Here is a 23182-nt window from a genome sequence, read left to right as displayed (position 1 = left end):
ATATATACCATGAATAAACTCACAACTCTTCTATTACTAGTAGCACTCTTTTATCAATATCAGTTATCGGCACAAACCGATGAAATTAGCGGCAAAAGTATTACTAAACCGTTGTCAGAAGAACAACTGAAAACATGGTACCACAAGGATTTTAATGAGGATACTATACCAGGGGTGAGCCTAGAAAAAGCATATAGAGAACTACTAAGCAACAAAAAGGGACAAGAAATTATAGTTGCAGTTCTGGATACAAAACTAGATATCCATCACGAAGATTTAAAAGATCAAATCTGGATAAATACAGACGAAATACCAGACAACGGAATTGATGATGATAAAAATGGCTATATCGATGATGTGAACGGATGGGATTTTTTAAGTAATACCAAAGGGGATTTTATAGCTTTTGAACACTTGGAGAGTACAAGAATCGTGAGAAAATATGACTCTCTTTTTAAGGGTAAGGGAATAAATGAGATTCCCAAAAAACAACAAAAAGCATATAAATTATATACCATAGCATATCAAAAGTGGCAAAAAGATATCTTAAATAATAAAAAGAGTGTCAAAAATTTATCAGGATGGAAAAAAGGAGTTGTTAGAGGTAAAGAAATTCTGGATAGTATTGCCCCACAAAAAGAATTTAATATAAATGAATTGGATAGTTTGATAAACCAATATAAACAGGATTCTATTACTCAAAGTATTTTGATAAGATATAAGAATGCCTTTACATATGAGCTCACTCCAGAAAATCTGGAGAGTTATATTAAAGACTCAAAACAAGAACAGGAAACTACACTTAATCCTGATTTCGATGAAAGAGCGGTCATGGGTGATGACGCTAGTGATATCAATGATAATAAATATGGAAGTCCGATTGTATATGGAGATGTTCCTTTTCAGCACGCTACCGTAGTTGCAGGAACGTTAGCGGCAAACCGATCCAATGGTTTGGGAGTAAAAGGTTTTTCGGATTACATCAAAATAATGCCAGTCGTTATGGTTGCCAGTGGTGATGAACACGACAAAGATGTTGCCTTAGCAATACGTTATGCAGTGGATAATGGTGCCAAAGTGATCAATATGAGCTGGGGTAAAACCCTTTCCCAGAATGAAGAATGGGTTAATCGTGCCATTAAATATGCGGCTGACAAAGATGTACTCTTAATCACAGCCGGAGGTAATAACAATTCGGATAATGATCTGCATAAATACTATCTCAACGATTATGACACTAATGAAAAAGAATTTGCGAACAATTTTATAGTAGTTGGAGCCAGTACCTGGAACCTTCAACAGTTACGGGCAAGTTTTTCTAATTATGGTAAAAAGCACGTGGATATTTTTGCGCCCGGAGTTAAAATGTACACTACAGAATATGGAATCGATAAATATACCAATAGTCGTGGGACTTCATTAGCTTCTCCGGTAGTATCTGGAATAGCTGGCTTGCTTCGCGCTTATTATCCCACACTTTCTGCCAAACAAGTAAAACAAATCCTGATGGACTCCGGTACTTCTTATGATGCAGAGGTAGAAATCAAACAAGAAGACGGAACCAAAAAACTAGTTCCTTTTTCTGATCTTTCTAAATCCGGTAAAGTGGTGAATGCATATAATGCTTTATTGATGGCAGAACAACTATCTAAACAGAAGGATTAAAACAAGTAGCTTAATGAATTATTAAAAAACACTTCTCTTCAACCAACATAATAGTATATGGAAATAATTAAAAAAAATATCCAGCTCCTACCCTTTGTACTTTTTTTGATTTGCGTGCTTTTTGTAAATAGAACTTCTTTATTTGACCAACAAACCAAATTATATATTGCCATAGGTTGTGCCGTGGGGTCTGTCTTATTTTTGATCCTATATTGGTCTAAAAAAGAAAATAGAGAGTCCTATAAGAATAACACCATCAGAGGTAAAATAGCTGTCATAGTGGCGGCTATATTGGTTACGGTGGGAATTTATGTTTATCAAATGATGCAGCACTAAGTAAAACCATCTCCATCTCGATACACGCTATTGCCGCACGTGCTTCTGCTTCTGGCTTCGAGAACGGTTGCTGAGCCTGCCAAAGTACAGCCCTCGGATTCGCAGTCATTGGATACTAACCTCTCATCTACTACTTCATACTTTTACATTTTATATTTAGTATTTGATATTCAGTATTCACACGGTCTCCATCTCGATACACGCTCGTACCTCATGCACTATCATTGACGTAGTTTGTAATGCATTGTTTTTCAGATTAATACCTAGATCTTTGATTTAACTTTTTTTCATTTTCTTTGCTCGCCCAAAGAAAACGAAACAAAAGAAAAGGCGCTTTTTTCAAGGCATTTTTGTCTTCGACAAAACCAGATTTGTTTTGCTAAAATCTTTCCAAGGCTTCAAGATTTTTTAACGCAAAATAAATCTTATGCTAGTGAAAAAAGATTTTTAAAGCGCTGCTTTAGAACGTCAGTATACACACTCAATAAAATTTTTATTGGATGTCTCGATGTGACGACTTCTGACTACAACAATCGATTCAGACTTCGGACTTCAGACTTCGGACTTCGGACTTCGGGAACGGTTGCTGAGCCGGCCGAAGTACAGCCCTCACAACCTCACCTCTGCCCAACTTTTCCACACCCTTGTTGTAACAATTCTTTTCCCCAGCCGTCTTCTTCATATATAAATTTAATAAGGCAGGCAACTATTATAGCTCTATGAACGTCTATATAAAAGAATACTAAAACCTAAACAAGACGAATTAGAGTCATTCATCAACCTGTCCATATTAGACAGATCAAAAAACAAAATCATCACACATGAATTTCAAAAAAATTACTCTTACCACCTTCACTTTTTTATCAGGCCTTTCGCTATCTGCACAAACCATTACTTCTACCGTTGTAGATAAAAAAACCAACGAACCCATCCCTTATGCTACGATTCAGTATGCAAAAAACGGAGGAGTGATCACTAATGAAGAAGGAAAATTTAGTTTTACCCTGCATAAAAACATAACTCCAACAGATTCTATCTATATCTCTTCTATGGGATACTCCACCGTTGGGATTTCCCTAAATTCGGCATTGGATAGTATTATTTATATCGATCCAAAGACAGTAGAACTAAGTAGTGTATTTATATCTAATAAAAACCTTACGATCGATGAGATCATGGATCGTGTAAAAGAAAATGTAGATCAAAACTATAGCAATACATTATCTCATAAAAAACTATTTATCAGAGAATCAGACTTCAGCGACATCAGCAAGATCAACGTAAAACTAAAGAAATCTACGATCGAAGAATTTGACAAGGAATTTATCGATAGTGTAATCTCTATTATCCCAAGAAAATCATCATACTATACAGAAACATTATGTGATCTCTACGGGAATTTTGACAAGCAAAAACTGGACATTATCAAAGGAGCAGAATTGTATGATAAAAGCAACGATGGTTCTATGAATTCTTTATCAGAGCGATTAGAAAACATCCTGAAAAAGAATGTAAAACAGAACTCTTATCTTAAAATCAAATCGGGTTGGATTCCCGGGTTTAAGATACAGGTGGATTCTATTATACAAAATAATCCTGAAGCAGCAGAAGTGAAAAAGGAAATGGAAGATCAGGATAAAAACAAAGAAAACTACTTTTATACGTACAGAAAGTCTGCTATACAAGATTTGCTGTCCAGTATGTTCTTTCAGGAAGATTCTAAACTCAATTTTATTGACAAATCCGGCAGATATGATTTTGAGCTGGTAGATTATACCATTATGGATGATAGCAGCGTATACATCATCGATTTTAAACCAAAAAGAAGAGCTGATTTTAAAGGGACACTATATGTTAATACTCAGGATTTTGCCGTTATGAGAGTGGATTATGAAAATGTAAAAAACCTACAGAATTTTGGGCTGCTAGGTATTAGTTTTCACGATACGATGTATAAAGGCAAAACGATTTTTTCTAAAGGTGCTGATGGTAAATACAGTGTGCGATATATAGAGAAAACCAGAGGAAATGTCTTTGGGATTGATCGTCCGCTAAAAATCATCGAGAAGAATAAGTTTGTAAAAGGAAGACGAAAGCAAAATGAACTCTCTTTAGGGTTGGATATCGGAGCCGGTGAAATCAGTAAGTACGAAGTAGTAGTTTTTGATTCTCAACCCATCACAGAAAGTGAATATGAGAATAGTAAAGAAAATAAATCCATCGAACCTATATACTTGTCCAAATACGACCCAGAATTTTGGAAAGGATATAACATCATAGAACCTAATACAGCGATCAGACAGTTTACTGCTGTTGAAGGAGAGTCTTAGGTATAAAATTAGAGGGTTACCTCTCTAATCCGCATACATAAGTCCCTTCACCTTAATCCTCTCCCCGAGGATAGGAAACTCAAATGTTTTTATTCATCTAATCAAAAGAATTCACACTATACACTTTTATAAATCGGTGGTTAGCTCGTCTTATTTTTAAGAATATATTACCATAATTGTATACTTTTTCGTTGTAACTATGTAATACATATATCGGAAACCACACTTTTATCCGTAATTTTACGAATCTACTGATACTATGAAAATGAATAAGATTATATTACTAACCCTTAGTGTATGGGTGATTTCCTTCTCTGTAAGTGCCCAAAAAATTAGTTCCAGGGTTGTGGACAAAAAGACCAATCAACCTATACCTTATGCCACCATACAGATTGGAGAAAATCAAGGGGTAGTAACTAATGAAGAAGGTAGTTTTAGTATTACACTAGACGAAATACAAACCCAAATAGATTCCATATACATTTCCTCCATGGGTTATGAGAAAGTTGGGGTTTCAGTACAAAATATTACCGATAGTATTATCTACATCCAACCCAAAGCCATAGAACTGAAAAGTGTTTTTATCTCTAATAAAAATCTAGATATCGACGACATTATCGACAATGTCGATGATAAGATGGAGGACAACTATCGATCTAGTCTGGCCAAAAGCAGGTTATTTTTTAGGGAAACCAACACCAATTTTATTAAGAAAATGGATATCGAGTTTAAGAAATCTACCATCGAAGAGATCGATGAGAAATTGGTAGATAGCATATCCAGAGTTATCCCCAAGAACTCGGTTTTTTATGCAGAAGCTTTATGTGACTTTTACGGAGATACAGACAAGCAAAAACTAAACGTAATTAAAGGTGCCCGATTGTATGATAAAAACAACAACGGATCTATAGAAGGGGTATTTAAAAAGATGGAAAAAATCTTTAAGGATAACGTAAAGCCCAATTCTTATCTAAAAATAAGATCAGGGCTCTTCAGCCAAAAAGTACAGGTGGATTCTATCCTTAAAGCTAATCAGGATGCAAAAGATATTGCCGATGGAATTGAAAACCCAAAGGAAAATTTCTTCTTCAAATCCAGAAAAATGAATCTAAAGAATCTTTTTAATGAAACATTTTATCAGTCAGACACCAAGTTAAATGTGATTAAAAATTCCGGAAGATATGATTTTGAGCGTGTAGACTATACGATACTGGATGATGTAGGTGTATATGTGATCAAATTTACCCCAAAAAGAAGAGGTGATTTTAAAGGTACTTTATATGTAAATACAGAGGATTTTGCAGTAATACGGGTAGACTATAAGAATGTAAAACGTCTGCGTAGCTTTAATCTGCTGGGCGTAAGCTTCGAAGAAAATGGATATAGTGGTACTACCATTTTTCAGAAAGGTGCAGATGGTAAATATGGTGTGAAGTTTATCGAAAAAGTTACCGAAAACAAATTTGGAGTGGATCGACCTTTGAGCATCATTGAGAAAAATAAATTCGTAAAAGGAAGAAACAAACAAAACCAATTATCCCTTAATCTGGACATTATCAGCTATGCAAAAAACAAGTACGAAGTCATTGTTTTTGATGCTAAGAATATCACCGAAGCCGAATATAATAGTAGTAAAGAAAATAAAAATGTACAATCTACCTACTTGTCAAAGTATAATCCGGATTTCTGGAAAGGCTATAATATTATAGAACCTAATACTGCCATCAAACAGTTTAAGGCTATTGAGGAAGATATAGAAGAAGAGTAGACTATTTTCTTTAGAAACCAAATGAATTCTACGATTACGTTTAGAAAAGCCAAAAAAGAAGATGCCTTAAGACTCTCTATTCTTTATAAGCAGGTATATATGAAAACATATGCCACACAAGGAATTACTCACGAATTTGCCAATTTTGTAACTAACAAATTTTCTGTAGAAGCTATTGAAAAAACCATAGAAGAGCAGGACACAGTTATAGTCGCCTACCACAAAGATAATCCTGTAGGAGTCGCAGAAATTGTATACAATAGCCCATGCCCCATACCAAGTGTTACGGCCCCGGAACTTGGTAAATTGTATGTGTTGGACTGGTTTTTTGGAAAAGGAATCGGCTATGGATTGCTTAATGAAGTGGAGAAAGAATTAACAGATAAAGGATATAAAGAACTTTGGCTTTGGGTATATATTAAAAATAAAAGAGCTATTTCTTTTTATAAGAAACAACAATTTGAGTGTATTGGCAATGCTTTTTTTCAAATGGAGGTGAATAGCTATGAAAACCATGTCATGCTAAAAACGTTATAAACACACCTATAACAGATGATCATTCTATCAGTTTCAGGGTTTTTAGTAAAACTTCGAAATAAAAATCTTCCTGCTCCGGGACAATAGTCGTTTTATAAGCCGTATTCTTAATGACATAATAAGAAGAGGATGTTATATCATGATCCTTTTGATCTAGATAAACGATCTTATGTATAAAGTTATTAATAAGCAACACTTCATCATATGTGATTACGCGTCTTATTGTAGGTTGATCACTTTTATACACCAAATAATCTTCTCTAAAACTAATCGATTTTGTCGTTTCTCCCAGCTGATGAAACTCGAAAGTAAAATCCTGAGAAGCAAATATTTTATTGATGTTCTCTGTGGTAGGTTCTACAGTGCGGGCACAACCCGCTACACTAATACAAACTAAAAAAATTAAAATTCTCTTCATTGCTTTACTGTATAAATATAATAACCTAAGTTAGATTAATCTGAAATGAGTCAGTTTGAGTGAAATTCTGTTAAGAATTTTGTATCGAAAACCTGCCTACCTGTCGGATGGCAGGCGGGCAAGCTATCCGCCTCGGGCGGATACTCGAATTAACGCTTTTTAAATTTCATACATTCATAATCGAACTCAAGATATAATAATACAAAAAAGGTACTGATTAAAGAACCAATACCTTTTACAATTTTATAAGAAAACCCAATTAACCTAATTGGTATTATTATGATATTATTTAGCAGCTAATCTCTTAATAGAATTTTCGAAATCTACATTTTCAAGATTACTGATAAGCAGTCCAATACCTCCTGTTCTGGAAGCAACGATATATTCTGCCTGATACTTCTTCTCCAGTTTATACCCTTTTAGGTATTTTAACTTCACGATTTTAGAAGTTGGAGTAAAGAAAAATCTTCCGTGTATTCTTTTATAACGAACTTCCTGACTAAGTGCTTCGTCTTTAAGCTGTCTGCTCAATGCTTCCACTACTGTTGCTGCTCTGTGTTCATCTAATTGGAAATAATCGGTAGCGTAAATGAATACATAGTTTTCTACGTTTCTTTCATCAACGAATAACTGAAAATCGACATTTTTGTCTTCAATTTTTTTCAATTCTTCTAACGCAATCTTTTTAAATTTTGGGCTATCGGTTAGTGAATCTAACCTTACTTTAAATTCTTCAGGACTAGTCTTTTCATATCCTTTCGTAAGCATAATAGTGTTTTTACGAAATTCAATTGTATTCTTTGAAAAACCTGAGAATTTAGATTTCTGTTTTCCTGGTGTGGTGAAGTATTGACATCCACTCAAAAGGATTACAGTTAACAATAGTAGAATTTTTTTCATAGGGTTCTGGGTGTTAATTGGTTAAAAATTTATTCAATAAGCCCCATAAGTGTGCGCAAGTTAATAAAAAAAAACATACGATCAACACTTTATCCTAATTTTTATGCACTTTAACGATTGTTAATTCTAAAATTACCGTTTTTAATGTCTTTTTTAGTAGGATTACACCCACTCAATCGGATCCTTTAATATTTTTAGTAACCGTGCTTCTTCAGTGCCCGGTTCCGGATGATGATCATATCGCCACTGTACTTGTGGTGGTAAGCTCATCAAAATACTCTCTATTCTTCCGTTTGTTTTTAGTCCGAATAAGGTTCCTTTATCATGTACCAGATTAAATTCTACATATCGTCCCCGACGAATTTCCTGCCAATCCTTTTGCTCGTCTGTATAACTAAGGTTTTTTCTTCTTTCTACAATAGGTACATAGGCCTGTAAGAAACTATCTCCCACTTCGGTTACAAAATCATACCAGTGCTGCATGGTCATCGTCTCAGATTTCTTACAATAATCAAAAAACAGACCTCCTACTCCACGACCTTCCCCTCGATGCGCATTATAGAAATATTCATCACACTTTTTCTTATATAAAGGATAAAAACCCTCGTTGTGTTTATCACAAGCTGTTTTACACACCTGATGAAAGTGTTCAGCATCTTCATCGAACAAATAATACGGAGTAAGATCTTGTCCTCCACCAAACCAGCTATCTACAATAGCACCATCACTGTCATACATCTCAAAATATCTCCAATTTGCGTGAACCGTTGGAACCATTGGGTTTTTTGGGTGTAATACCAAAGACAATCCGCAAGCAAAAAAATCTACATCACCAACCTTAAAATAGCTCTGCATTGCTTTGGGTAGTTTGCCATGAACTCCTGAGATATTCACACCACCTTTTGCAAAAACAGCTCCATTTTCTATCACTCGTGTGCGACCTCCACCTCCTTCTGGGCGTTTCCAGATATCTTCTTTGAATTTTGCCTGACCATCAATCGCTTCCAGACCAGATGCAATTGTATCTTGTAAATCCTGTATATATTGGTAAAACTTTTCTTTCATGTTTATGTGTTTTCCTTTAAGGTTTCCAAAACCTCATCAGAGCCTTTTACTGCGATTAATCCTTCTTTATCCAATATCTTAACGCTCTCTGTGGATGCGGCTACTACAGAAATTGGTAGTACTATTATAAATCCAATAATAGGAATTAACAGCATCAACATAAATACAATACCATTACCAATTGCTGTTCCACGATGTTTCCGAACAAATTGAATGCTTTCTTTATACTTAAAATGTCGTTCCATCGTATAATCCATATTACCGAAACCTATGTAATATGCTTGTATTGCAAAAATCAATATGGTTGCAAAAATTCCTATTACAGGGATTAAACTAAGAATTAGCAAAGGAATAATGAATAGTAATTCTCGAAACAAGTTTCTGACATTGATACGGATACCGCGCATCAATTGTTCTCTAAAAGACGTGTTTCGATGTTGATGCCCACGATGGTGGTCTCCTAAAAGATGCGCCTCTACCTTCTCTGAAACCGGGCTCATAAATGGGGCTGACAATGCCATAACGATATGTTTATACAACACTAATCCTATTGCAAGTATCAATAGAATACCAAAACCTTTACTAATAACAGCAAATGTTTCTGATCCCCAATCCCAAACCCAAGCCTTGGCAATAAAGCTCCCTAAAGGATCTGATAAAAACCAGGCAGATGTCATAAACAGGATTCCTGTAAGAAAACTAATAAGAATCGGGATCGAAAAGTACTTCCACAATCCTAATTTAGAGATTAAAGCAAAACCTCCAAAATACGCTTTGATACCATTAATGATGTTCTTGATCATACTCTTATGAATTGGTTAACTCCTTATAAGTAGTGTTTTTAGGAAATTCGTTTCAAAATTAATGTCAATGTACTAATAAATTTCATCAGAAAGATACACCAAATCGTTATAAAAGCTGTCTATTTCTTCTAATTCACTTATCAATTTAGCAGTCTTCGTTTTTTCTTTAAGAAAGGAAATAGTTTCTTCTTCTGAAGTGTTTTTTAATTTTGAAAAATATGCTCTTCCCAACCTATTATTGTGTAAATCCATAGCTTCTTCAATGGCTTTATTAGGCGCTAATTTTTCGTGTAAATCAGTAATTTTTTGAGCCCAAACAATGGATTTATCTTCACTTTTAGACTGTGAAAAAGTCTTTTGACAAATCAATACGTTCCATAGTGCATGTCTAAATGCATTTGCTTTACCATGGTGATGATGTGAATTTCCATACAAAGCATCACAGATGATCATTGTTTTTTTTGTAGCTTTTAGTGTTGGGATAATAAATAACGGTTTTTGGATAGCTATTCCTGCTATTTTAAATAGCTGCCAGAAATTAAACCTTCTTATCAGGTCACGGATTTTCATCGTTACACCTTATATTCCTTTACAGCATCCACAAAAGCTCTTGCATTTTCTACAGGAATGTTAGGTAAAATTCCGTGTCCCAAATTAGCGATATATCGATCTTTACCGAATTCATCAATCATTTGTTTTACCATCTTTTTGATATCCGATGGAGGCGACAGCAGTCTAGACGGATCAAAGTTACCCTGTAATGTGATATTTCCTCCGGTAAGATATCTGGCGTTTCTGGCAGAACAGGTCCAATCTACTCCTAAAGCTGCAGCTCCTGAATTTGCCATTTCATTCAGTGCAAACCAACATCCTTTACCAAACACAATCACTTCTGTTTCGTCTTTTAGTGCGTCTACAATCTGTTGGATGTATTTCCAGGAGAATTCTTGATAATCTACTGGAGAAAGCATTCCGCCCCAGCTATCAAATACCTGTACTGCATTGACTCCGGTAGCTACTTTTTTCTTTAGGTAAGCAATGGTAGTATCAGTAATCTTCTGTAATAGTTGATGTGCAGCTTCAGGTTGCGTAAAACAAAAACCTTTAGCTTTATCAAAATTCTTAGAACCTTGTCCTTGCACAGCATAACATAATATGGTCCACGGTGATCCGGCAAAACCAATTAGTGGAACTCTGTTATCCAGTTTTTCCTTGGTCATCTTAATAGCATCCATCACATATCCTAATTCTTCATCGATATCCGGAACAACAACCTGATCCACATCTGCCTGAGAGCGAACAGGATTTGGCAACCAAGGCCCTACTCCATCCTTCATCTCTACTTCTATATTCATAGCTTGTGGAATTACCAAAATATCACTGAATAATATGGCTGCATCAGGACCAATAATATCGATGGGTTGTACCGTAATTTCTGAAGCCAATTCTGGTGTTCTACATCGGGTAAAGAAGTCATACTTTTTCTTTAACGCCATAAATTCCGGCAAGTATCTTCCTGCCTGACGCATCATCCATACTGGCGGACGATCAACCGTTTCCCCTTTTAGTGCTCTTAGAAATAAATCGTTTTGTATCATATTCGTTTGTCAAAGTATTTTACCGCCTGAACAATTACATTCTCTACGGTTGGTTTATTAGCAACAATGATGTTGTTTGTATATTTTTTAGCTTCAGAAGCTGTAGTATTTCCAATACAAAAAGCTACACTTTCTCCTATTATATTATCAGATGTATAGCTATATATTCCAGACGGACTGAAAAAGAATATTCCGTCAAAGGTGCGATCAAATTTCTTAGGCTTCTGATGTGTTTTATACACTATCACCTCTTCGAATTGAATGTTATTTTCTTTTAAAATCGATGGCAATTCATCTCTACGTAAATTTCCACAAAAAAAGAAAAATTGTTCATTTTTATAGTTTTTTGAGATAATTTCACCTAAATCCGAAGCATTTTGAGCAGTTTCTACCACTTTTAGTCCATTTTCTTCCAAAAGCTTTTTGGTGTTTTCACCTACACAACAAGCCCTCACCCCAGCCCTCTCCCACAGGAGAGGGAGCGATTTTGAATTTTCATTAAAAACAGCTCGTACGGCATTCTTACTGGTAAAAATTGCATTCTGTATGTTTTGGCTAAAATTAACAGGTAGTAATTCGATCTCAATTGCATTATATTCTACAAATCCGATTCCTGAATTTAGTAGCAGCTCTTTTTGAGCTGTAGAGAGTTTTTTTGTGGATAGAACAGTGAAGTCCCTTCTCCCTTGAGGGAGAAGGTTAGGATGAGGGTGACTTTTAGCATTTCCCTCACCCCAGCCCTCTCCCTGAGGGAGAGGGAGCGATTCAGAACTTTTGATATTCTTTTTGATACTATTAAAAATTAACTCTGGATTCTTAAAAACTATTTTATTCTCAAATCTCAAAACCTTATATCCTAATGTTTCAAGATGTATATCTCTTAACTCATCTTTTTCCTTTTGGAGGATGTCATTATTGTATTTACCATCCAACTCGATTATTATTTGATTTTCAATATTTATGAAATCAACAATGTAATTTTTAATAGGATGTTGTCTTCTGAATTTTAAACCATTATATCTTCTATCCCTTAGATATTTCCAAAGTTTTTCTTCAGCCTTGGTTTGCTCTTGACGAAGTAATCTTGATATTTTAGTTTTTATATTCATTTCTTACCAGAAGTGAGTGTTCCCTCTCCTTTGGGAGAGGGTTAGGGTGAGGGGTTTTTCATTGTCTGTAACACTCATCCTAGCCTTCTCTCCGCTTTAGGCGGAAGAAGGAATTAATACGTCATTTATTTCAAACTTGCTTTAATCTTCTTCATTAATTTTTTGCCTCCGTTATTTAAAACCTCTTGTGCACAATGTATACCGAAGTTCTTATTGTCCTCTAGTTTGATTGTTTTGCTTACCTCAATTTTATCTTTTCCATCCAAACTGAACAAAACTCCTGTAAAATGAATTTGATCTCCTTCAATTTCTGCCAGCGCTCCAATTGGGGCTGTACAACCTCCTTCTAACTCTCTAAGAAATTCTCTTTCTATATGAACACATATTTTAGAATCTGCATGATCTAAGTGTGAAAGTGCCTCCAGACAATACGTATCTTTCTCCTTAGCAACTACTAGCATAGCACCTTGCGCGGGAGCCGGAACCATCCAATCAAGATCCAGATACTCTTTTGGTTTTAGGTTTATTCGTTCTAGTCCAGCAGCAGCAAAAATAGCTCCGTTCCAGTCACTATCCTTTAGCTTTTGCATTCTGGTATTTACATTTCCTCTTAAATCAACTACCTGGTGATTTGGATATTTGTGTAGCCATTGTGCTTGTCTCCTTAAGCTTCCTGTCGCTATAGTTCCTTTTGCATCCAAAAAATCCAGCCCTTTGTGTAAGAGTATATCCTTTGTATTAGCACGTTCTAAAACCGCTGCTTCAACAATACCTTTTGGCAATGCCGTTGGAACGTCTTTCATAGAATGAACGGCAATATCAATATCATTATTGATCATTGCTATATCCAACGTCTTGGTAAAAATTCCTGTAATTCCTAATTCATACAATGGTTTGTCTAAAACAATATCTCCGGTAGATTTTACCGGAACTAAGGTTGTCGTATGTCCAAGGTTTTCTAATTTATTCTGTACGGTATGCGCCTGCCAAAGTGCTAATTCACTATCTCGGGTACCAATTCGAATTGTTCTGCTTTCCACTATTTATTCTGTATTTGGAATACTTTCTGAATCAATTCAATACTTTCATCAGAGGCGGTGTTTTCATCTTTTAGATGACTTGCGAAGTGATTTGTAATTTTCTGGATAATACGATCACTGATAATAGTCGCCTGTTCCTCATTAAAATCAGTTATTTTTTTGCGCTGCAGATTGATCTCAGCGTCTTTTAAAGAAGTTAGTTTGTTTTTCAAAGCTTTGATCGTTGGAGCAAATTTTCTGGTTTCCATCCAACTGTCAAATTCTGATCTTACCTCATCAATAATCGCTTCTGCTTGCGGAATATGCACTCTGCGACGCTGTAAGGTATCATCGGTTATTTTGGATAAATCATCCATATGTACCAAAGTTACGTTTGGTAATTCTGTAACGTTCGTATCTACATTTTTTGGTATGGATAAATCCAAAATAAGTAATGGCTTATCTGTATTGATACTGTTTCTAGTAATCGTTGGTTTTTGAGCTCCTGTTGCCACAATTAACACATCAGAGTGATTCACCTCTTCTTTAAGATTATTAAAATCCTTTACTACAAGGTTAAATTTTCCAGCTACCTTTTCTGCTTTATCCCTTGTTCTGTTAATTAAAACGATATGATCATTCTTCGTATGCTTTACCAGATTCTCACAAGTATTTCTACCAATTTTTCCTGTACCAAAAAGTAATATGTTTTTATCCGATACATAAGGTACACGCGCCAGGATATATTGCACTGCAGCAAAACTTACCGATGTGGCACCGCTGGAGATTTCCGTTTCATTTTTAATTCTTTTGCTTGCCTGAATCACAGCATTGGTCAATCGTTCCAAAAAAGGATTGATCATTTGGATTTTCTTAGAGGCTCTAAAACCAGCTTTTATTTGTCCTATAATTTCAAAATCTCCTAAAATCTGACTATCCAATCCTGTCCCTACTCTGAACAAATGCGCAACTGCTTTGCTGTTTTTATGAACATATGCTACTTTTTCGAATTCCTCGACAGTTCCGTGAGTATGTTCACATAAAAGTTTTATCAGTTGAAATGGATGTTGTGCAAAACCATATAATTCTGTCCGGTTGCAGGTAGACATGACCAGAAGACCTTCAATTCCTTCTTCTTTCGCTTGCTTCAGAATAGCAGTTTTTGCTTCCTCATTTATACTGAAATGACCACGTATTTCAGCGTCAGCTTTTTTATAGCTGAGACCGATCGTATAAAAATTCGCTCCTTTCTTACGTAGGTGAGGTTCCATTGGGTTATCTCAATTTTTCCGTAGCAAAAATATCCTACAACAGGTTTAAAAAATAACGCTAGAAGTTTTTAAAGTATCGAAAAGCGTTGTTTATAGCTTCAAATATGTAAAAATGGGTAAAAACACCTATTTTTGTGCAAGTCCCAAAGATCACGATTTTAACTGTTTAGATTTATTCTAAATAAATGTTTTTACAAATATGGAAATACAACTCAAAAATAACGCTCCAGGAATTCTAGAAGAGACCATTATTGAAGATGGCTTTTACATTCTTAAGTTTCAAAACGAAACTAATGATACTCAGCGTATTATAAGAGATATCAATAGCAGTTATATTCAATTTCATTTTTGTGTAAAAGGTAACTTGAAGTTTAATTTCAACAATGGAAGTTATGCGATACCGTTACCACAAAAAAAATCACTTTTACTCTATAATCCACAACGAGATTTACCAATGAATTTAGAGATGGAAAAAGATTCATGGTTGGTATCCTTGTTAATCTCGATAAAGAAATTTCACTCTTTATTTTCTAAAGAGGCTGACTACATCCCTTTTCTTGGAGAAGGTAATCGAGATAAAAAATACTATACCGATGCCGATATATCTCCTTCAATGGTCGTAGTTCTCAATCAAATCTTAAGTTACAACCTCCATAAATCGATTAAGCTTTTATATTTTAAAGGGAAAGCATATGAGTTATTAAGCTTATATTTTAATAAACCTGAAGATGCGGATATTGATCAATGTCCATTCTTAGTTGATGAGGAAAATGTTCTTAAAATTAAACAAGCCAAAGAAATCATTATTGCTAGAATGGCAGAACCCCCTACACTTCAGGAATTGTCTAAAGAGATTGGATTACCGCTCAGCAAACTAAAAGACGGCTTTAAACAAATTTATGGAGAACCGGTGTATGCTTTTTTATTTGATTATAAAATGGAAGTAGCTCGCCAGCTACTTGCTTCAGGAAGTCATAATGTTAATGAAGTTGGATTAAAAGTAGGATATAGCACAGCTAGCCATTTTATAGCAGCATTTAAAAAGAAATTTGGTACTACTCCAAAAAAATATGTGATGAACCTAAGTTAATTACTAATCCAGAGATTCCTTAACCGGAATTCCTTCTCCTTTTTGTAAAGAAACAATAGAATCGTACATACCTCTATCATCGTCATCAGCGTCTGCCAAAACAGACACAAACTCGAAATGCTCCAATAGCTCTAAGATAAAAGGCAGCTTATCATTTTGGACGTCTACAATAATACGTTTCATTTTCATGCTTTTTTGATTATATAAAAATATAAAAATATTACTTGGGAATCCCTAGTTTATAATATTTTAACTTGGATAAAAGGTTTCTTAATATTTAGAAAAACAAAAACACTTATTTGTTTTTCTAACCTTTTAATTAGACCATCTATATAAAATTCTTCCACTATTAAGTCTTATTATAATTTTATGATCTATCCATAGAATAGTTTGTATTTTTACCTTTCGAAAAAGAAAAACTATGAGTAAAGGTGTACTTCTAGTCAACTTAGGATCTCCTGATAGTACTGATCCAAAAGACGTAAAGAAATATCTTGGTGAATTTTTAATGGATCCCAGAGTGATCGATGTTCCATTATGGGCCAGGACGCTGTTAGTAAAGGGAATTATCTTAAATACCAGACCGAAAAAATCTGCTGCAGCCTATAAAAAAATATGGTGGAAAGAAGGTTCTCCACTCATTGTTCTTTCTGAGAGATTACAGAAAAAAGTTGCTGAACGAACCTCTATCCCAGTTGGCTTAGCGATGCGCTACGGTTCTATGAGTATCAAAAAAGGATTACAAGAACTTCATGAAAAAGGAGTAGATGAAGTACTAATCGTTCCGCTATATCCTCAATTTGCAATGGCTACTACGGAAACCATTTTGGTACTTGCCGAAGAATTAAGAAAGGAGCATTTTCCAAATATGAAATTTACAGACATTCCAGCTTTTTATAATAAACAGGAATACGTAGAGGTCTTATCCAATAGTATCGCTGAAAAAATTAAGGATTTAGATTATGAGCATCTGTTATTCAGCTATCACGGAGTACCTGAACGACATATTAGAAAGAGTGATGTTAGCAATGGAAACTGCAAAATGGACGGAAAATGTTGCTTTAAGAAAGGATCAGTACAACACGAATTTTGTTATCGTCATCAATGTGAGATGACTACAGTTCAGGTTGCGAAAAAATTAGGCCTTAAAAACGGAACCTATTCAACTTCCTTTCAATCCAGATTAGGATTCGATCCGTGGTTACAACCCTATACCGATAGGACTATAGAAAGAATGGGGAAAGAAGGAATCAAAAAAATGGCAATCGTTACGCCGGCTTTCGTTTCTGATTGTCTGGAAACCCTAGAGGAAATTGCCATGGAAGGCGAAGAAATTTTTCACGAGGTTGGGGGAAAAGAGTTTACGACAATTCCTTGCCTAAATGATCGTGATGACTGGGCAGATGTATTAGGAAATTGGGTAAACGAATGGGTGGAAGCTAAAACCCCTGTTGAATCAGAATAAAACCAAGACATTTGTTTTTATAAAATAACACTAATCAACGAATTCAATTCTATTATGAAAATAATCAACGTTTCATCGCTCGTTAGTATCTGTTCATTATGTTTTCTATTATCTTCCTGCGAAAACGAAGAAGTGTTGGATATAACTTCTGAAGAAATTCAAAACTCAAAAAAAATAATTAATACATCCATCGGGATTGTAGGTGATGTTAATGATGTGTCTACCAATACTTCTGGTGGAACATTATTAATGGGCGGTAGCACTGATGTAGACGAAGCTATGCTTTGGATGCTCCAAAAATCTGACGGTGGAGATATTGTTGTTTTGCGATCTACAGGAACAGACGCTTACAATCAGTATCTTTTTGACCTATTTACTGTAAATTCAGTAGAAACACTACTAATAGATTCTAGAGAAAAGGCAAATTCTACGTTAACCGAATCCACTATCCGAAACGCGGAAGCTGTTTTTATTGCTGGAGGAGATCAGTATAATTATGTAAAGTATTGGAAAGACACCAAAGTCGAAGATGCCTTGAATTATCTTAGAAACACTAAAAAAGTAGTTATAGGCGGAACCAGTGCCGGATGTGCTATACAAGGTGGTATATATTTTGACGCTGAAAATGGAACGATTAGATCTGAAGATGCTTTGCGGAATCCCTATCACAGAAATCTAACCTTGCAAAAACATAATTTTATCGATAACCCTTTTCTAAGAAATGTAATTACGGATACCCATTATGATGATCCAGACAGGAGAGGACGACACGTCACTTTTTTAGCCAGAATCAATGAAGATTGGGGAATTCGTGGTAAGGGAATAGGCGTAGATGAACGTACCGCAGTTTGTATCGATGAAGATGGTAAAGCTCGAGTTTTTGGAGAGGGATATGCTTTTTTTCTTAATCAATATTTTTATGGGCCTGAAAGATGTCTTCCCAGACGTTCATTGGACTGGTATAGAGATCGACGTGCCGTAGAAGTGTATAAAGTTTCAGGAAATACCTCGGGGAATAATTATTTTATGTTAGATCGCTGGACCACTGGTTCCGGTGGAGATTGGCAATATTATTATATCGACAGGGGAAGATTACGAATTTCGTATTAATAAACAAAAAATGAATGGCAAAAGTTAGCTCTGAAGCTTTAGGCACACAGCCGATAGGAAAACTCCTTATCCAACAGGCTGTTCCCGCCTCTATCGGTATTTTGGTCATGTCGTTAAATATGATCGTTGATACCGCATTCTTAGGAAATTGGATCGGTGGACTAGCCATTTCAGCCGTACAAGTTGTTATGCCTTTTACCTTTTTTATAGGAGCCATTGGTTTAGCAATAGGTATTGGTGGTAGCTCTGTTTTATCAAGAGCATTAGGCTCTGGTGATCATGATAAAGCACTACGGGTTTTTGGAAATCAAACCACACTTACTTTTTTAATTTCCGGGTCATTAGCTTTAATAGGGTTAATTTTTCAAGATTTTTTCATTAGTTTTTTAGGAGCAGAGGAATCTTTTAAGGACTATGCACTTGTTTACTACAGAATCGTTCTATATGGTATTGTAATGCTATCCATGTGCATGATGGGTAACAATGTCATACGCGCAGAAGGTAAACCCAAATTTGCAATGGTAGCCATGATATTACCGGCTATCGGAAATATTTTATTGGATTACATTCTTATTAATGTATTGGATTACGGAATGGAAGGAGCAGCTTGGGCAACTTTTATAAGTTATGCTATTTGTTTTGGTTTTGTCCTTTGGTTTTTCATTGCAAGAAGCGAACTCCGTTTAAATCTAGAATGTATTAAGTTAAAGAAGAAAATTGTTAATGAAATAAGTGGATTAAGTTTTGTTACACTAGCAAGACAGGGGACAATTGCTGTATTAGGCATTCTATTAAACAATGTACTTGGTAATTATGGAGATGAATTAGATATCGCATCCTATGGAATTATAAGAACCGTACTTATGTTTGCCTTATTTCCGGTAATTGGAGTAAATCAAGGATTTATGCCTATCGCAGGATATAATTATGGAGCCCAAAAATTTCAGCGAGTACGAGAATCAATTAATACTTCTATCACCTATGGAGGAATACTTGCGATTTTGATATTCATTGTTATCATGGTTTTCCCACAACAGTTTATTTCCGTTTTTGTAAGCACAAAAGAGTCATTAGATCCAGAAACGCTAGCTGATAACAAAGAAATCCTAAAACGCACTCCATCAGCATTAAGATTAGTATTCCTAGCAACTCCGGTAATTATAGTACAACTTATAGGATCTGCTTATTTCCAATCTATAGGAAAAGTAATACCTGCATTACTATTAAGTCTTACTAAGCAAGGGTTCTTTTTAATTCCACTCATCTTAATATTACCTCCATTTCTTGGAGTTTTAGGGGTTTGGATCGCATTTCCGATTGCAGATGTGCTCTCCACAATTCTTACTGGATATTATCTAAATAGGGAAGTTAGAAAAACCTTGGTGACATCAAAGACCGCTTGATTACTATCTCGAAATAGCAACCCTGAAGATAAAACGGAAATCAACTAAGGTTAAATTTACGTGAAAATCTTTCTCAATAAGCATTTATTCCAGATTTTAGTGGACCATCAAATCTACTTACTATGAATTTTACCTCCTCTAGGGTGTAAACTATAAACTCAACTAGATGTACTCAAGAATTTTTCAACTCACATTGATTGCCTTTCTTCTGATCGGTAATTTCTCATCATTAAATGCACAAATATATAACGAGGAGTTATATGATGCGCTAGAATATCGCTTGGTTGGCCCTTTTAGAGGTGGTCGTAGTGCGGCAGTGACAGGTGTTCCTGGTAAACCAAATCTATTTTATTTTGGTGCCACTGGTGGAGGCGTTTGGAAAACAACCGATGGTGGTCGTACCTGGGAAAACATATCCGATGGATTTTTTGGCGGATCAGTTGGTTCTATTTCTGTTTCTAAAAGTGATCCAAATGTTATTTATGTGGGTGGTGGCGAAAAAACACTTCGTGGTAATGTATCTTCAGGCTATGGGGTTTGGAAAAGTGTGGATGCAGGAAAAACCTGGATCCAATCCGGTCTTCCGAAAAGTAGACATATACCAAGAATAGCAATACACCCAACCAATCCGGATATTGTATATGCCGGAGTTCTAGGAAATATCTATAAACCCACTCAGGATCGAGGTGTTTATAAAAGTATAGATGGTGGAAAAACTTGGAACAAAGTATTATTTGCCAATCAGGATGCAGGAGCAGTCGATCTTACATTAGATCCTAATAATCCAAGGATTTTATACGCATCTACCTGGAATGCCAGAAGAACACCTTATAGCCTGAGTTCTGGAGGCAATGGCTCTGCTTTATGGAAAAGCACGGATAGTGGAAAAACCTGGGAAGAAATTTCAAAAAATAAAGGTTTTGCAAAGGACACCTTAGGAATTATGGGGGTGACAGTTTCTCCTGTTAATAGTGAAAGAGTTTGGGCAATTGTAGAGAACAAAGAAAAAGGTGGAGTTTATAGAAGTGATGATGGTGGTGAAACTTGGAATCTTTTAAATAGTGATCGTAGTCTTCGTCAACGTGCATGGTACTACACACGTATTTATGCCGATCCAAAAGATAAAGATGTGGTGTACGTAGTAAATGTATCGTATCATAAAAGTAAGGATGGCGGAAAGAATTTTAGTAGTTTCAGAGCTCCTCACGGTGACCACCACGATCTGTGGATAGCGCCAGAAAATCCACAACGCATGATTATTGGTGATGATGGTGGTGCCCAAATCACCTATGATGGTGGTGAGACGTGGAGTACCTATCATAATCAACCTACTTCTCAGTTCTACCGTGTTACTACTGATAATAATTTCCCTTATAGAATTTATGCAGCTCAACAGGACAATTCTACTATTAGAATTAATCATAGAAGTACAGGTTGGTCAATTTCTGAAGATGATTGGGAATCTACTGCTGGTGGAGAATCTGCTCATATTGCTATTGATCCAAAAGATAATGATATTGTTTATGGAGGTAGTTATGATGGCTTTTTAACTAGAGTAAATCACAAAACAGAAACCGTAAGATCTATTAGTGTTTGGCCGGATAATCCAATGGGGCACGGTGCAGAGGATATGAAATATCGTTTTCAATGGAATTTCCCGATTATGTTCTCCAAACATAATCCAAATCGACTATACACATTTTCGAACCAAGTTCACGTAACTGAAAACGAAGGTCAGAGTTGGGAAGTTATCAGTCCGGATCTTACCAGAAATGATCCAAGCAAACTAAAATCTTCTGGAGGTCCTATCACTCAAGATAATACTTCAGTAGAATATTACTGTACTATTTTTGCTGCTGCAGAAAGTCCTCTAAAGGAAGGTTTATTATGGACCGGAAGTGACGATGGGTTAGTTCATATAAGTCAAGATGGCGGAAAAAACTGGAGTAATGTGACTCCAAAAGGGATACCAGAATGGATGATGATCAATAGCATCGAGCCGAGTAGTTTTAATGAAGGCACTTGTTATATAGCTGGGACGCGATATAAATCTGGTGATTTTGCACCGTATTTATATAAAACCACGAATTACGGCCAGTCGTGGACAAAAATTACCACAGGAATAGCCAGTGAACATTTTACCAGAGTACTTCGTGCCGATCCTAAACGAAAAGGACTACTATATGCAGGTACCGAAACCGGAATGTATATTTCTTTTGACGATGGTTCAAATTGGAAATCGTTTCAATTAAACCTACCTATTGTACCAATTACCGATCTTGCTATAAAAGATAATAATCTCATTGTTGCAACACAAGGAAGGAGCCTTTGGATCGTTGATGATTTAACAGTATTACATCAACTTAATAATAGTTCGAAAACTCAGGAAAATATCCTATTTAAGCCAAAAGATACTTACAGAATGCGTGGTGCTAGTAGAAAAGGATCTAAAACTGAAGGAACGAATCATCCAAGCGGTGTAATTACATATTTCAACCTCAAAAATTTTGACAAAGAAAAAGATACTATTTCGCTTACTTATTTTAATACAAAAGGAGATACAATTAAATCATTTAGCACAAGTGCCAAAGAGAAAAAAGACCAATTGAAAGATCTAAAAAAAGGAGCAAATCAATTCAATTGGAATATGCGTGGCGATGGAGCAGAAAAACTAGAAGGAATGATCTTGTGGTGGGCAAATCTTGATGGGCCAAAAGCCGTTCCGGGAACGTATAAAGTAAGTCTAAATGTTAATGGAACCTCAATTTCACAACCATTTACTATTCTAGCAGATCCAAGAGCAGAAGCTACTCAACAACAAATGCAACAGCAATTTGATTTTATCACTAGTGTGAACAAAACAGTAGATAAAGCACATCAATCTATCAAAAAAATTAGAAAAATCAATGAGCAATTGAAGTCTTTCTCAAAGCAGTATAAAGACGATGAGAAAACAAAAGATTTAGTGATAAAAGCTAAAGACCTACAGAAACAGTTCGGTGAAATTGAAAAATCATTATATCAAACTAAAAACCGTAGCGGTCAGGATCCTTTAAATTTCCCTATTAAACTAACCAATAAACTTGGGCATTTAAATTCGTTAGTAGGAATGGGAGATTTTGGACCAACAGCCCAGGATATTGCAGTAAAAAATGAATTAACCAAACAAATCGATGAACAGCTTACCGCTTTTGGCAAATTAATTTCTGAGGAAATAAAAAGCTTTAATGCAGAATTCAATACCTTAAAGTTGAATTATCTTTTTGTGGAGGAAGCAAATAAATAAGGACTCATT

20 protein-coding genes are annotated in these 23182 nt (G+C 35.5%); 10 read left to right on the top strand and 10 right to left on the bottom strand.

From position 1 onward, the window contains the following. Positions 1 to 9 precede the first annotated feature (9 nt). From ACFSR1_RS13385 to ACFSR1_RS13365, 5 genes are all read left to right on the top strand, one after another. Entirely contained in the window at positions 10 to 1665 is a 1656-nt protein-coding gene (locus tag ACFSR1_RS13385; protein ID WP_378293291.1) for a S8 family serine peptidase, read from the top strand. A gap of 57 nt (positions 1666 to 1722) precedes the next feature. After that, complete coding sequence (locus ACFSR1_RS13380; RefSeq protein WP_378293289.1) at positions 1723 to 2001, top strand: hypothetical protein; 279 nt, start codon at positions 1723 to 1725, stop codon at positions 1999 to 2001. An 821-nt stretch (positions 2002 to 2822) separates the two neighbouring features. Further along, positions 2823 to 4331, top strand: a complete 1509-nt coding sequence (locus ACFSR1_RS13375; protein WP_378293287.1) for a carboxypeptidase-like regulatory domain-containing protein — start codon at positions 2823 to 2825, stop codon at positions 4329 to 4331. A 265-nt stretch (positions 4332 to 4596) separates the two neighbouring features. Beyond that, entirely contained in the window at positions 4597 to 6099 is a 1503-nt protein-coding gene (locus tag ACFSR1_RS13370) for a carboxypeptidase-like regulatory domain-containing protein (RefSeq protein ID WP_378293285.1), read from the top strand. A 21-nt stretch (positions 6100 to 6120) separates the two neighbouring features. Beyond that, a complete protein-coding gene (locus ACFSR1_RS13365) occupies positions 6121 to 6636 on the top strand; it encodes a GNAT family N-acetyltransferase (protein WP_378293283.1) in 516 nt (171 codons plus the stop codon). A gap of 19 nt (positions 6637 to 6655) precedes the next feature. Here the strand turns inward: ACFSR1_RS13365 and ACFSR1_RS13360 are convergent, their stop codons facing one another. From ACFSR1_RS13360 to hemA, 9 genes are all read right to left on the bottom strand, one after another. Further along, on the bottom strand, positions 6656 to 7054 hold the full coding sequence (locus ACFSR1_RS13360) for a hypothetical protein (RefSeq protein ID WP_378293282.1): 399 nt from the start codon (positions 7052 to 7054) through the stop codon (positions 6656 to 6658). Between the two features lie 285 nt (positions 7055 to 7339). Then, positions 7340 to 7954 (bottom strand): hypothetical protein, encoded by a 615-nt coding sequence (locus tag ACFSR1_RS13355; protein WP_378293280.1) that lies wholly within the window; start codon positions 7952 to 7954, stop codon positions 7340 to 7342. 162 nt (positions 7955 to 8116) lie between these two features. Continuing rightward, a complete protein-coding gene (gene hemF, locus ACFSR1_RS13350) occupies positions 8117 to 9019 on the bottom strand; it encodes an oxygen-dependent coproporphyrinogen oxidase (RefSeq protein WP_378293278.1) in 903 nt (300 codons plus the stop codon). Positions 9020 to 9021: 2 nt separating this feature from the next. Continuing rightward, on the bottom strand, positions 9022 to 9822 hold the full coding sequence (locus tag ACFSR1_RS13345) for an EI24 domain-containing protein (protein ID WP_378293276.1): 801 nt from the start codon (positions 9820 to 9822) through the stop codon (positions 9022 to 9024). 72 nt (positions 9823 to 9894) lie between these two features. Next, the gene (locus ACFSR1_RS13340) at positions 9895 to 10392 is read right to left on the bottom strand and encodes a DUF6973 domain-containing protein (RefSeq protein WP_378293274.1); all 498 of its coding nucleotides are present in this window, start codon (positions 10390 to 10392) and stop codon (positions 9895 to 9897) included. Positions 10393 to 10394: 2 nt separating this feature from the next. Continuing rightward, positions 10395 to 11420 carry a uroporphyrinogen decarboxylase gene (gene hemE / locus ACFSR1_RS13335; RefSeq protein WP_378293272.1) on the bottom strand — a complete coding sequence of 342 codons (1026 nt, stop codon included), beginning with the start codon at positions 11418 to 11420 and terminating at the stop codon, positions 10395 to 10397. Then, complete coding sequence (locus tag ACFSR1_RS13330; protein WP_378293270.1) at positions 11417 to 12529, bottom strand: DUF559 domain-containing protein; 1113 nt, start codon at positions 12527 to 12529, stop codon at positions 11417 to 11419. Before ACFSR1_RS13330 ends, hemE begins: the two co-directional genes overlap by 4 nt. 125 nt (positions 12530 to 12654) lie before the next feature. Continuing rightward, positions 12655 to 13569, bottom strand: a complete 915-nt coding sequence (hemC, locus tag ACFSR1_RS13325; protein ID WP_378293268.1) for a hydroxymethylbilane synthase — start codon at positions 13567 to 13569, stop codon at positions 12655 to 12657. After that, positions 13569 to 14819: a glutamyl-tRNA reductase gene (hemA, locus tag ACFSR1_RS13320; RefSeq protein ID WP_378293266.1), complete on the bottom strand. Its 1251-nt coding sequence runs from the start codon at positions 14817 to 14819 to the stop codon at positions 13569 to 13571. The genes hemC and hemA overlap by 1 nt, the downstream gene beginning before the upstream one ends. 199 nt (positions 14820 to 15018) lie before the next feature. Here hemA and ACFSR1_RS13315 point away from each other — a divergent pair, with 199 nt between their 5' ends. Further along, a complete protein-coding gene (locus ACFSR1_RS13315) occupies positions 15019 to 15909 on the top strand; it encodes an AraC family transcriptional regulator (RefSeq protein WP_378293264.1) in 891 nt (296 codons plus the stop codon). Positions 15910 to 15912: 3 nt separating this feature from the next. Here ACFSR1_RS13315 and ACFSR1_RS13310 read toward each other — a convergent pair whose 3' ends face one another. Beyond that, positions 15913 to 16092 carry a hypothetical protein gene (locus ACFSR1_RS13310; protein WP_378293262.1) on the bottom strand — a complete coding sequence of 60 codons (180 nt, stop codon included), beginning with the start codon at positions 16090 to 16092 and terminating at the stop codon, positions 15913 to 15915. Positions 16093 to 16330: 238 nt separating this feature from the next. Here ACFSR1_RS13310 and hemH point away from each other — a divergent pair, with 238 nt between their 5' ends. The 4 genes from hemH (at position 16331) to ACFSR1_RS13290 (ending at position 23173) form a co-directional block, all read left to right on the top strand. Continuing rightward, positions 16331 to 17374 (top strand): ferrochelatase, encoded by a 1044-nt coding sequence (hemH, locus tag ACFSR1_RS13305; protein WP_378293260.1) that lies wholly within the window; start codon positions 16331 to 16333, stop codon positions 17372 to 17374. A gap of 54 nt (positions 17375 to 17428) precedes the next feature. Beyond that, the gene (locus ACFSR1_RS13300) at positions 17429 to 18484 is read left to right on the top strand and encodes a cyanophycinase (RefSeq protein WP_378293258.1); all 1056 of its coding nucleotides are present in this window, start codon (positions 17429 to 17431) and stop codon (positions 18482 to 18484) included. A 14-nt stretch (positions 18485 to 18498) separates the two neighbouring features. Continuing rightward, a complete protein-coding gene (locus ACFSR1_RS13295; RefSeq protein WP_378293256.1) occupies positions 18499 to 19887 on the top strand; it encodes an MATE family efflux transporter in 1389 nt (462 codons plus the stop codon). 166 nt (positions 19888 to 20053) lie between these two features. After that, the gene (locus tag ACFSR1_RS13290; protein ID WP_378293254.1) at positions 20054 to 23173 is read left to right on the top strand and encodes a VPS10 domain-containing protein; all 3120 of its coding nucleotides are present in this window, start codon (positions 20054 to 20056) and stop codon (positions 23171 to 23173) included. Positions 23174 to 23182: the final 9 nt, after the last annotated feature.

Origin of the sequence: Aquimarina rubra, assembly GCF_042684305.1 — a bacterium.
Lineage (GTDB): Bacteria > Bacteroidota > Bacteroidia > Flavobacteriales > Flavobacteriaceae > Aquimarina > Aquimarina rubra.
The sequence above is the reverse complement of the archived record's forward strand: the minus strand, read 5'-3'. Positions and strand labels throughout refer to the sequence as shown.

Excerpts from the sequence above, each read along its gene's own strand:
- ACFSR1_RS13310 (WP_378293262.1), bottom strand. The coding sequence starts at position 16,092 with ATGAAACGTATTATTGTAGACGTCCAAAATGATAAGCTGCCTTTTATC.
- ACFSR1_RS13360 (WP_378293282.1), bottom strand. The coding sequence starts at position 7,054 with ATGAAGAGAATTTTAATTTTTTTAGTTTGTATTAGTGTAGCGGGTTGT.
- hemA (WP_378293266.1), bottom strand. The coding sequence starts at position 14,819 with ATGGAACCTCACCTACGTAAGAAAGGAGCGAATTTTTATACGATCGGT.
- ACFSR1_RS13355 (WP_378293280.1), bottom strand. The coding sequence starts at position 7,954 with ATGAAAAAAATTCTACTATTGTTAACTGTAATCCTTTTGAGTGGATGT.
- hemH (WP_378293260.1), top strand. The coding sequence starts at position 16,331 with ATGAGTAAAGGTGTACTTCTAGTCAACTTAGGATCTCCTGATAGTACT.
- ACFSR1_RS13295 (WP_378293256.1), top strand. The coding sequence starts at position 18,499 with ATGGCAAAAGTTAGCTCTGAAGCTTTAGGCACACAGCCGATAGGAAAA.
- ACFSR1_RS13380 (WP_378293289.1), top strand. The coding sequence starts at position 1,723 with ATGGAAATAATTAAAAAAAATATCCAGCTCCTACCCTTTGTACTTTTT.
- ACFSR1_RS13375 (WP_378293287.1), top strand. The coding sequence starts at position 2,823 with ATGAATTTCAAAAAAATTACTCTTACCACCTTCACTTTTTTATCAGGC.
- hemF (WP_378293278.1), bottom strand. The coding sequence starts at position 9,019 with ATGAAAGAAAAGTTTTACCAATATATACAGGATTTACAAGATACAATT.
- ACFSR1_RS13330 (WP_378293270.1), bottom strand. The coding sequence starts at position 12,529 with ATGAATATAAAAACTAAAATATCAAGATTACTTCGTCAAGAGCAAACC.
- ACFSR1_RS13300 (WP_378293258.1), top strand. The coding sequence starts at position 17,429 with ATGAAAATAATCAACGTTTCATCGCTCGTTAGTATCTGTTCATTATGT.
- hemE (WP_378293272.1), bottom strand. The coding sequence starts at position 11,420 with ATGATACAAAACGATTTATTTCTAAGAGCACTAAAAGGGGAAACGGTT.
- ACFSR1_RS13370 (WP_378293285.1), top strand. The coding sequence starts at position 4,597 with ATGAATAAGATTATATTACTAACCCTTAGTGTATGGGTGATTTCCTTC.
- ACFSR1_RS13385 (WP_378293291.1), top strand. The coding sequence starts at position 10 with ATGAATAAACTCACAACTCTTCTATTACTAGTAGCACTCTTTTATCAA.
- ACFSR1_RS13340 (WP_378293274.1), bottom strand. The coding sequence starts at position 10,392 with ATGAAAATCCGTGACCTGATAAGAAGGTTTAATTTCTGGCAGCTATTT.
- ACFSR1_RS13365 (WP_378293283.1), top strand. The coding sequence starts at position 6,121 with ATGAATTCTACGATTACGTTTAGAAAAGCCAAAAAAGAAGATGCCTTA.
- ACFSR1_RS13315 (WP_378293264.1), top strand. The coding sequence starts at position 15,019 with ATGGAAATACAACTCAAAAATAACGCTCCAGGAATTCTAGAAGAGACC.
- ACFSR1_RS13345 (WP_378293276.1), bottom strand. The coding sequence starts at position 9,822 with ATGATCAAGAACATCATTAATGGTATCAAAGCGTATTTTGGAGGTTTT.
- ACFSR1_RS13290 (WP_378293254.1), top strand. The coding sequence starts at position 20,054 with ATGTACTCAAGAATTTTTCAACTCACATTGATTGCCTTTCTTCTGATC.